Origin of the sequence: Stenotrophomonas sp., assembly GCF_036662295.1 — a bacterium.
In the GTDB taxonomy this organism is placed as follows: domain Bacteria; phylum Pseudomonadota; class Gammaproteobacteria; order Xanthomonadales; family Xanthomonadaceae; genus Stenotrophomonas.
Genome location: NZ_JAVWXA010000175.1, coordinates 1 through 4,404, shown reverse-complemented (window position 1 = coordinate 4,404; position 4,404 = coordinate 1). Strand labels below are relative to the sequence as shown.

The window sequence follows — 4,404 nt, the reverse complement described above, 5'->3', positions numbered from 1 at the left end:
CGTACCCACCCCCGACAGTAGGTCGGTGCGCGTCGAACAAGCGGGTGTGCGGGCTGCTTGTTGATGTTGTGGGCTTCGGGTGGTGCTGCGCTTGGGTGGGCGACAGGGCTTTGGGGGGATGTTTGGGCGGATTGATGGATTGGATTTGATCCGGCTGCGCTGCGTGCTTGCCGCAGTTCCCTAATCACAATCAGATATGCCGAGCGAATGGTCGCGTTCACCACGCTTTTTCGATGCGCACCGACCCGCCCTGACCAAGATCGCAACGCACTCGCGAACGCGGTTGCTTTGCGCCTGACAAAAAAAAGGCAAAAAAAACCGCCACCCGAAGGCAGCGGTTTTTGTTTTCAGCTTTGGAGCGGCAATCAGACGTGGTCGGTGCTGCTGGTCTCGTCGCGCTTCTCGCGCGGCGGCAGGACCTGCTCGCCGTGCACCAGGAACCACACGTTCTCGGCGATGTTCGTCGCATGGTCACCCACGCGTTCCAGGTTCTTGGCCATGAACAGCAGGTGCGTGCACGGGGTGATGTTGCGCGGGTCTTCCATCATGTACGTCAGCAGCTCGCGGAACAGCGCCGTGTACTGCGCGTCCAGCCGCGCGTCGTCGTCGCGCAGGGCCAGCGCCGCTGCGGCGTCGTTGTCACGGTAGGCTTCGATCGCGCGGCGCACCTGCTGGGCTGCCAGCCGGCCCAGCGAGCGCAGGCCCTGGATCTGCGGCAGCGGCGGCACCTTGCTCAGTGCGATCGAGCGCTTCGCCACGTTCGCCGCGTAGTCGCCGATCCGCTCGATGTCGGCCGGGATGCGCAGGCCGGCCAGGATCTCGCGCAGGTCGCGCGCCATCGGGCCACGCAGCGCCAGCCGCATCACATCGTGGCTGATCTGCTGCTCCAGGCCGTCGATCGCCTCGTCGTTGGCGATGATCCGCTGGGCCGCGTTCTCGTCGCGCTTCTCGATCACGTCCATCGACGCTTCAAGCTGGGCCACTGCCATCTCGCCCATGCGTACGATCTCGGCCACCAGGCGCTGCTGCTCTTCGTCGTAGCTCTTGACGATGTGGTCGTTGGGAATGCTCATGCTGTTCTGTCCAGGTTCGTGGCCGGCATCAGCCGAAGCGGCCGGTGATGTAGTCTTCGGTCTGCCGCTTGTTGGGCTGGGAGAAGATCACTTCGGTGCGGTCGTGTTCGATCAGGTCGCCCAGGTACATGAAGGCGGTGTAGTCGGACACGCGCGCGGCCTGCTGCATGTTGTGGGTGACGATCACGATCGTGTAATCGTGCTTCAGCTCTTCCACCAGCTGCTCGATGCGGCTGGTGGAAATGGGGTCCAGCGCCGAGGTCGGCTCGTCCAGCAGCAGCACGTCCGGGCGCAGGGCCACGGCGCGGGCGATGCACAGGCGCTGCTGCTGGCCACCGGACAGGCCCAGCGCGCTCTGGTTGAGCTTGTCCTTCACCTCGTCCCACAGCGCGCCCTGGCGCAGGGCCTGCTCCACGCGCACCGCCATGTCGGCCTTGGACAGCTTCTCGTGGTGGCGGATGCCGTAGGCCACGTTCTCGAAGATGGTCATCGGGAACGGCACCGGCTTCTGGAACACCATGCCCACCTTGCTGCGCAGGCGGTTCATCGGGTACTTCGGCGAGAGGATGTTCTCGCCATCCAGCAGCACCTCACCTCGCGCTTCCAGCTTGGGGTACAGCGCGTAGATGCGGTTGAAGATGCGCAGCAGCGTGGACTTGCCGCAGCCGGACGGGCCGATCAGCGCGGTCACCCGCTTTTCCGGGATTTCCAGCTCGATGTTCTTCAGCGCGTGGAACTTGTCGTAGTAGAAGTCCAGCCCGCGCGCGGCCAGCTTGATCGGCGCGGGGGTCTGCAGGCTTTCATGCGAGGCCGGGACCACGATGCGCTGCATCGGCACGGCATTGGAAAGATCGTTCATGGCGATGTCCGCGGAAAGGTCAGTCATGGGAGATACGGTTGCGCAGCAGGATGCCGCGCGCGGAGAGGCTGACCAGCAGCACGAACACGGTCAGCACCAGCGCGCCGGCCCAGGCCAGCACCTGCCAGGATTCATACGGGCTGCCGGCAAACTGGTTCATCACCACCGGCACCGAGGCCATCGGCTGGAACACGTTGCTGTTCCAGTACTGGTTGCCGAAGGCGGTGAACAGCAGCGGGGCGGTCTCGCCGGAAATGCGGGCCAGGGCCAGCAGGATGCCGGTGACGATGCCGGCGGCGGCGCTGCGATACAGCACCTGCACCGTTACCTTCCACTGCGGGATGCCCAGCGACAGCGCCGCTTCGCGCATCTGCGAGGGCACCAGGCGCAGCATTTCATCGGTGGTACGCACCACCACCGGCAGCACGATGAAGGCCAGCGACAGGGCACCGGCAAAGGCCGAGAACTGCCCGCCGGTCTGCATCACGTACAGGGTGTAGACGAACAGGCCCAGCACGATCGACGGTGCCGACAGCAGGATGTCGTTGACGAAGCGCACCACGGTGCCGGCCTTGCGGGCGTTGCCGTACTCGGCCAGCCAGGTGCCGGCCAGCACGCCCAGCGGGGTGCCGATCAGGATGGCCAGGCCGCACATGACCGCGCTGCCGAAGAACGCATTGGCCAGGCCGCCCTCCTGCATGGGCGGCGGGGTCATCTTGGTGAACAGGTCCAGGTTGATCCCGGCCAGGCCCTTGGAGGCCAGGGTGAACAGGATCCAGCCCAGGAAGAACAGGCCGAACAGCGCGGTCAGGCAGGACAGCAGCAGCGCGACCACGTTGACGATGCGGCGGCGCAGGTACAGCGGCTGCGAGCCGGTGTTGAGGACGGTGGACATCAGTTGCCCTCCTTGCGGGCCAGGCGCATCAGCATCAGGCGGGCGATTGCCAGCACCACGAAGGTCACGATGAACAGCACGAAGCCGAGCAGCAGCAGCGCCGAGCGGTAGGTCTCGGTGGCCTCGCCGAAGTCGTTGGCGATCAGGGCGGCGATGGTGGTGCCCGGCTCGAGCAGCGAGGGCGACAGGCGCACGCTGTTGCCGATCACGAAGGCCACGGCCATGGTTTCACCCAGGGCGCGGCCCAGGCCGAGGAAGATGCCGCCGATCACCGCCGAGCGGGTGTAGGGCAGCACGATGTCCCAGCTCACTTCCCACTTGGTGGAGCCCAGCGCGTAGGCCGATTCCTTCAGGCGGGTGGGCACGGTGAGGAACACTTCGCGCATCACCGAGGAGATGAAGGGGATGACCATGATGGCCAGCACGAAGCCGGCGGTGAGTACGCCGATGCCCAGCGGCGGGCCCTGGAACAGCGGGCCGATGATCGGCATCGTGCCCAGGTGGTCGTTGAGGAACGGGGTGACGTACTCGGTCATCACCGGCACCAGCACGAACAGGCCCCACATGCCGTAGATGATCGAGGGGATGCCGGCCAGCAGTTCGATGGCGGTACCGACCGGGCCACGCAGCCAGCGCGGGGCCACTTCGGTGAGGAAGAAGGCGATGCCGAAGCTCACCGGCACGGCGATGACCATCGCGATCAGCGCGGTGACCAGAGTGCCGTAGATCGGGGCAAGCGCGCCGAATTTGTTTTCCACCGGATTCCATTCGGCGGAGTAGAAGAAGCTCAGGCCCTGCTCCTGCAGGGCATGGCGGCCGCCCCACAGCATCGAGAGCGCGGCGCAGGCCAGGGCGACCAGCACCAGGACGACGGTGGCGATCAGGACCCAGCGGAACAGTTTGTCGTTGCGGGCATCACGCAGGTCGCGGGTGGACGGTGCGGGGACAGGCTGGGCGATGGCATTCATGGCAAAGGCGGGGGCCTGGAAAGAGATGAGGTAGTGCCGGGCCAGGCCCGGCAACACAGGTGGAGCGTGGTGCTGCCGGGCGGTGCCCGGCACTACGACCGGTCAGGCCCGCGCGGGGCGCGGGCCTGGTTTCTTCACTTGAACTCAGCGGCCCAGTAGCCTTCGATCTGGGTGACCAGCGCGGCCGGCAGCGGCACGTAGTGCAGCTCGTTGGCCTGGGCCTGGCCGTTCTCGAAGGCCCACTTGAAGAACGCCAGGGTGTCCTTGCTGCGCTGGGCATCCTTGGGCTGCTTGTGCATCAGCATGAAGTTGGTGGCGGTGATCGGCCACGCCTGGTCGCCCGGGGCGTTGGTGATGACCAGGTTGAAGTCCTTGGCGCTGGCCCAGTCGGCGCTGGCGGCCGCGGCGGCGAAGGTGTCGGCGGTCGGCTGCACCCAGTTGCCGGCGGCGTTCTGCATGGCGGCATACGGCATGCCGTTCTGCAGCGCGTAGGCCAGTTCGACGTAGCCGATGGAGCCCTTGATCTGCTTCACGTAGGAGGCCACGCCTTCATTGCCCTTGCCACCCACGCCGTCGGGCCACTGCACCGAGGTGCCTTCGCCGACCTTG

Annotated in this window: 4 protein-coding genes and 1 pseudogene; all 5 read right to left on the bottom strand. The window is 66.1% G+C overall.

The window, feature by feature from the left end; all coding sequences use genetic code 11:
- Window positions 1-365: 365 nt before the first annotated feature.
- Window positions 366-1,073: a phosphate signaling complex protein PhoU gene (gene phoU, locus RSA25_RS19055; RefSeq protein ID WP_038689389.1), complete on the bottom strand. Its 708-nt coding sequence runs from the start codon at window positions 1,071-1,073 to the stop codon at window positions 366-368.
- Between the two features lie 28 nt (window positions 1,074-1,101).
- Window positions 1,102-1,932: a phosphate ABC transporter ATP-binding protein PstB gene (gene pstB / locus RSA25_RS19050; RefSeq protein WP_332810396.1), complete on the bottom strand. Its 831-nt coding sequence runs from the start codon at window positions 1,930-1,932 to the stop codon at window positions 1,102-1,104.
- Between the two features lie 19 nt (window positions 1,933-1,951).
- Entirely contained in the window at window positions 1,952-2,827 is an 876-nt protein-coding gene (pstA, locus tag RSA25_RS19045) for a phosphate ABC transporter permease PstA (protein ID WP_332810395.1), read from the bottom strand.
- Window positions 2,827-3,795, bottom strand: coding sequence for a phosphate ABC transporter permease subunit PstC (gene pstC, locus RSA25_RS19040; protein WP_332810394.1), 969 nt, complete (start codon window positions 3,793-3,795; stop codon window positions 2,827-2,829). The genes pstA and pstC overlap by 1 nt, the downstream gene beginning before the upstream one ends.
- A gap of 134 nt (window positions 3,796-3,929) precedes the next feature.
- Window positions 3,930-4,404 (bottom strand): annotated as a pseudogene (locus tag RSA25_RS19035) (phosphate ABC transporter substrate-binding protein PstS); the annotation flags it as partial.

What these genes read in the sequence shown, in the direction of transcription:
- phoU (WP_038689389.1), bottom strand. Translation starts at nt 1,073, where the DNA reads ATGAGCATTCCCAACGACCACATCGTCAAGAGCTACGACGAAGAGCAG.
- pstB (WP_332810396.1), bottom strand. Translation starts at nt 1,932, where the DNA reads ATGAACGATCTTTCCAATGCCGTGCCGATGCAGCGCATCGTGGTCCCG.
- pstA (WP_332810395.1), bottom strand. Translation starts at nt 2,827, where the DNA reads ATGTCCACCGTCCTCAACACCGGCTCGCAGCCGCTGTACCTGCGCCGC.
- pstC (WP_332810394.1), bottom strand. Translation starts at nt 3,795, where the DNA reads ATGAATGCCATCGCCCAGCCTGTCCCCGCACCGTCCACCCGCGACCTG.